This window comes from Deltaproteobacteria bacterium, assembly GCA_018668695.1.
Taxonomy (GTDB): Bacteria; Myxococcota; XYA12-FULL-58-9; order XYA12-FULL-58-9; family JABJBS01; genus JABJBS01.
Genome location: JABJBS010000118.1, coordinates 1 through 5185 on the forward strand (window position 1 = coordinate 1; position 5185 = coordinate 5185).

The 5185-nt window shown below is 50.0% G+C and carries 6 protein-coding genes; 2 read left to right on the forward strand and 4 right to left on the reverse strand.

Annotation, left to right across the window (positions count from 1 at the left end; genetic code table 11):
* On the reverse strand, positions 1 to 1218 hold a 1218-nt coding region (locus tag HOK28_06715; protein MBT6432765.1), incomplete at its 3' end, for a tetratricopeptide repeat protein.
* A gap of 206 nt (positions 1219 to 1424) precedes the next feature.
* Between HOK28_06715 and tadA the strand changes: the two genes are divergently transcribed.
* Complete coding sequence (gene tadA, locus HOK28_06720) at positions 1425 to 2645, forward strand: Flp pilus assembly complex ATPase component TadA (protein MBT6432766.1); 1221 nt, start codon at positions 1425 to 1427, stop codon at positions 2643 to 2645.
* 117 nt (positions 2646 to 2762) lie between these two features.
* A complete protein-coding gene (locus tag HOK28_06725; protein ID MBT6432767.1) occupies positions 2763 to 3239 on the forward strand; it encodes a hypothetical protein in 477 nt (158 codons plus the stop codon).
* Between the two features lie 3 nt (positions 3240 to 3242).
* Here the strand turns inward: HOK28_06725 and udk are convergent, their stop codons facing one another.
* The 3 genes from udk to HOK28_06740 form a co-directional block, all read right to left on the reverse strand.
* A complete protein-coding gene (udk, locus tag HOK28_06730; GenBank protein ID MBT6432768.1) occupies positions 3243 to 3851 on the reverse strand; it encodes a uridine kinase in 609 nt (202 codons plus the stop codon).
* Positions 3851 to 4516 carry a uracil phosphoribosyltransferase gene (upp, locus tag HOK28_06735; protein MBT6432769.1) on the reverse strand — a complete coding sequence of 222 codons (666 nt, stop codon included), beginning with the start codon at positions 4514 to 4516 and terminating at the stop codon, positions 3851 to 3853. The genes udk and upp overlap by 1 nt, the downstream gene beginning before the upstream one ends.
* Before the next feature lie 9 nt (positions 4517 to 4525).
* Positions 4526 to 5185, reverse strand: a 660-nt coding sequence (locus tag HOK28_06740) for a DUF1688 family protein (protein ID MBT6432770.1), incomplete at its 5' end; no start/stop codon positions are given.

Here is a 5185-nt window from a genome sequence, read left to right on the forward strand (position 1 = left end):
CATTTCTCCAAAATGTCGAAGAAACACATCACTCACCCACTGCCCATATTTTTTCTGGAGAGTCACATCATCTTTTTGCTGATAGGCCAATTGGAAGTTGCTGCGATGTGAGGCGACCTGAAGTGCCGGTGCTAAATCCGTTAGGACATCAACTTTGTAATCCTTTACCAGCGCATCTAGCCCAGAACTGTAATGTGCTCGAGCCTGCTCAATTTCGGCCTGAGAATTATACAAGATAGGAAGAGTTAACCACGCTGCGACTTGTCCGCTGATATCGTCTACAGAGCACTCTGATGACCGATTATATGCTTCTATCGCGTCCTCCCAATCACCATGAACTCGCAAAACTTGACCTAGGTTAAACCACGCACTCCCCAGCTCTGGATTTTTAGCTAGAGCCTCCCGTGCAAATTCAGCGGCCTCATCAAAATTCGAATTAAGCAAAGACTCTCTGCTCTGGTAATCCAAAATAGATGCATGAACCTCTATGCCCTTTGAGCTCGTTCTCCATGACTCAGACTGCGACATAAACATGCCCTTGGCCTCAGCCAGTTGTCCCTGCCCCATAGCGACCAATATGAGATTCACCCGAGGTTCAAGAGCTTCTGGTTCAAGACGCACCGCCCTTTCAAGTAAATGACGTGCGGCATCAAAGTCTGCCTGTTCCACTTTGAGACTACCAAGCCCAGCAAGAACAATTGCACTCTCGGGCTCAAGAGCCATTGCCTTGGTCCACGCTAGCTGCGCTTCATCAAACTCGCCGCCACGCTTTAGCGTACCAGCCAAGTTGCACCAGAGTGAGAAATGCTCTGGCTCCAATAAGAGTGCTCGGCGGTAAGAATCGGCCGCAGCTCTAAAATTTTCAGAGGCAATCTGCGACTGCGCAAGGTGGTGCCACAAACCAATATCATTATCACAAAGAGTCAGAGCTCTTTCCCACACAGTGGCGGCCCTTGTATGGTCGTTGCTGCGCTCCAGGACCTTAGCGAAATCGAGTATATAGCTTAGTTCCTGCGGCGCTTCATCATGAGCCTTCTCAAGCTCTACCAATGCTTCTGATATTTCCTCCAGCATGGCATGTGCCAAACCTTTGAGATGAAGTAATGACGGCGGGCACGGGAGATCCGTGAACGATGAGGCAAGACTCAGAGCAATTTGCGGGCGGCCTTTTTGAATGGCTCCAACCATCTGCTCAAGCAATTTTTCTAGACGATTCATAAGCCTCTCGGACCATCAAATTCGAAACAACGACAATCAACCACGATGTTGCCAGTACAAGCAACGATGTCTAAATCTTTGATTTATCCGACCTTTACCCACACAAAAACACTGTCTCAATCCATATATTATAAGATTAACCGGTAAAACGTGAATAATGGTGGTTAAAGTTTCGCAATGGTCACCGAATAATGTACAATAATGGAATGTCAGAAGCGCCCTCACTTTCGGACGACCAAGAGCAAAGTCCGACCAAAACCTCAGGCAATCCTCCCAAGGATCCCGAGGGATTGTTGCGCTATATTTTGAGCAGAGCCGTCGCCCTCAATACATCTAGCATTCATTTCGAACCCACTGAAAGCGAACTCCGAGTAAGGTTTCGCGTCATGGGTGCGCTCTTCGAACAAGAAGCCGTTCCCGCCAATCAACGCATGGAACTCGAACGCTTGATTCGGCGTGTTTCTCACATGGACGAGGACGATTTGATACACCCGCAAGAGGGGCCCTTCCGCTACCAAGTTGAAGATGGAAGCCATGTTACGGGGCATGTGTCCGTACTGCCAACAATTCACGGCCCCAAGCAGGTACTCACTATCTCGCATGGTGATGGGGTTATGAGCCTTGGGCAGATTGGCATGAGTCCAAAGCAGGCCGACCTCGTTCGTAAGATGATCGAAGAGGAAGGAAGCTTACTTCTTGTTGCGGGACCTTGGGCCTCTGGGAAATCCGCAACGCTCTACGCCATCGCAGCAGATTGCGCGAATGAAGCCATGAGCGTGGCCACTCTCGAAGATCCTGTTGAAATTATGCTTCCAGGAATTACTCAAACCCAAGTCTCTCCTAGAGACGGGCTTACTTTCGCCACCGGTATGCGAGCTATCCTTCGCCAAGATCCCAACATCATTGCTCTGGGTGAACTGACAGATGCCGTGGAAGCCACCATTGCCATGGAGGCTTGCCTTCAAGGCGCACACCGCGTGATTTCTTGTCTCCATACTCGCAACGGTGTGGAAAGTATTCTTTGGTTACTCAAAGCAGGACTCGACCCGGTGAAGCTCTCTGAAAGCCTATCCGGTATCATTGTTCAGCGCCTGGTTCGTAAAGTCTGTAAAGATTGTGCAAAGCCCGCAAAACTTCGCCCCAAAACGATAGAAGCCATTGGCTTTCCCATTGATGCCGACGGCGGTTGGCTACAAGGACAAGGCTGTGCAAGCTGTAATGGTTCCGGTTACAATGGGAAGACGGCAATTTTTGAAATCATCCCGATTAGCGAATCACTTAAAGAAGTAATTAAGCAAAACCCTTCGGAATTACTTCTCAAAAAAGCGCTTCGAGCTCAAAAAGTTCGTACGCTTCGAAGAGCAGGCCTCATCAGGGCTAAGGCCGGCATTACCTCGGTCGCTGAAGTCTTAAGGGTCACTTCTTAGATCGCTGCCTATTTCTTAGTACGCCCCTTTTCTGCAGAATGAGGCTGGTTTGCCACCTATTGAACGGCGCCCCACAAAGTGCATATCCTTATGACAGGCTCACTCGTGGAGGGTTAGATGAATCGATTTGTTGTTACCTTAGCTTCTTTAGCCGCACTGGCCATGGCTTTTGTTCCCGGCTGTGGTTCCGACGCGGGCACCAGCTGTGAGGACAACCAAGTTGACTGTGACGGAACTTGTATTGATGCCATCCCGGCCACTCTTCAAGGTGTGTCGACACAGGTCTTCGAAAAAAGCTGCGCGTACAGTACCTGCCATGATGCCGACTCGCCGGCCGCAGGTTTATCAGTTCATGATATGGACGCCATCATCGCCGCCATCGATTCACCATCGGGGCAAGACCCCAACGTGATGCAAATTGCTCCTGGCGATTCTGCAAACAGCTATATCTACCGAAAGATGGTTGGCGAAAACATGGCTGCGACCGACGTCAACGGTAACGCCGCGACCATCATGCCTCCGGGAAGTCCATTGTGCGCACCAAAAGTTGAGGCCGTCCGCGCCTGGATTGATGCCGGCGCACCGACCGAATAGTGTCTATCCCAATCGGGATAAAATCTCTCGCAAACAAACATTCCATGAAACGTCATCGGTGATTACGTAGTCTGCCAGCTCAGCGCAGGGTTGAACATATTGATCATGCATTGGCTTAACTTGGCTCGCCCATTGTGCTCGAACACCATCCTCCGTACGGCCACGTTCTCGGGTATCGCGCCGTAGCCTACGCTCGAACCGAATGTCTTCCGCGATATCGATAAAGATTCGAATATCAAAAAAGGAAATCGCCGCTGGCTTAGATAAAATCAGTGTACCATCGACCAAAATAATAGGTGACGGCTCCATGAGAAACGTCTGAGGTGCCCTTGTATGACTCGCAAAATCATAGCTCGGAATCTCAACTGAGGACCCAGCACACAACGAGCCGAGATGCGCTTCTAACAAAGTAAATTCAAGCGCTGCGGGATCATCAAAATTAACAGCCCCACCGTCCTCAACGAAATGCGCACTTTGGTCGATGTAATAATTGTCTTGGCTTATAAAACCACAGGTATCAGTACCCAACGCTTGTCGAATTTTCGTTGAAAACGTGGTCTTTCCAGCCCCGCTGCCTCCCGCAATCCCGATAACCAAGGCGCGCTTTGACATCAGACCGCTGTTCCGTAGAGCCTGTCGCCGGCATCCCCAAGCCCTGGCAGAATGTAACCATCAGAACTGAGTTCTCGCTCGACGCTTAAGGTATACACTTCAACATCAGGATGATGGTCGTAAAGATGAGCCAACCCTTCTGGCGATGCCAAAAGTGAAACAAAGCGAATACTCTCAACCCCGTATTCCTTCAGTCTGTCGATAGAAGCCACTGCGGTGTCACCGGTAGCAATCAAGGGATCCGCCAATAGGATTTTTCGGCCCTTCACTTCATCAGGTAACCGAAAGTAATACTCCACGGTATTTCCGATGAACTTATCTCGGTAGATACCAATATGGCCTACTCGAGAAAAAGGCAGCATCCGCAAAAGCCCGTCCAACATTCCATTACCGGCGCGCATAATACTCACAATGACGAGGTCATCGCTTACGACTGCGCCTTTTGTCTCTTCAAGTGGAGTGGTTACAGGTTCTTGAGAAACACTGATATCGCGGGTGATTTCGTAGGCCAGCAATGCACTGAGCTGGTCCATGACTCTTCGAAAGTCTACCGGTTTCGTTTCCCTGTTCCTCAACTTTGTAAGATTATGTTGCAAAATGGGATGGTTCAAAATCCGGCATGCGTCAATCGCCGCGCTCGGGTCTATTTCTTTTCTATTGTCCATTGTGTTTCCTTAAAAAACCGTTGCGTCACTATCAATTCGAAGAGGCGGTGTGCCATCGGCCCGTAACTCAGCCGCAATCTTACGACCCGCACGCCAAGTCCCACCTTCAAGAACACGAGCTAGAGGAAAATCCTCGGGTGCCTTGCCGAGCAATTCGCAAACTCTCCGCCCAATGAGGTCCAGTGCGTGCACAGTCAAAGCACGCCATTCAATAATCAACTCTTCACCTGGGGCATGAGCTTTGGATGCCCACATAGGGTCGCGTAATGTAATAAAACCAAGGTCGAGAAGTAGCCCACCATTGCGGTATTCAGCCAGCCCGGTCAGACCACCGGCACCGCGAACCTTCAACCCAGCTGCCTCAAGCGGCTCAACCATTGAATAGGTCATCCACTGTGAAAGCTTATGAAACGGGATGAACGACTCAACAGAGTCTAGAGGCCCAAGTAAACGATGCTGCCATACATCGCCCAGATTTGTACCACTCAGCTCCAATCGACCAGGCCAAATCGGTCCTAGTCCACGTAACACAGCGTCCAACACTTTTGTTGCATCAACGCATCCGTCTTCAGACTGTTCCATGAGAAACTGAAAAAGGTTGCCCGGTCTCGGCAGAGACTGGCCAAACATATCCCCACGCATAAACATCGTTCGAGCAAGAGCCTGAAG

Coding starts and splice junctions, on each gene's coding strand:
- udk (MBT6432768.1), bottom strand. CDS start 3,851: ATGTCAAAGCGCGCCTTGGTTATCGGGATTGCGGGAGGCAGCGGGGCT.
- tadA (MBT6432766.1), top strand. CDS start 1,425: ATGTCAGAAGCGCCCTCACTTTCGGACGACCAAGAGCAAAGTCCGACC.
- upp (MBT6432769.1), bottom strand. CDS start 4,516: ATGGACAATAGAAAAGAAATAGACCCGAGCGCGGCGATTGACGCATGC.
- HOK28_06725 (MBT6432767.1), top strand. CDS start 2,763: ATGAATCGATTTGTTGTTACCTTAGCTTCTTTAGCCGCACTGGCCATG.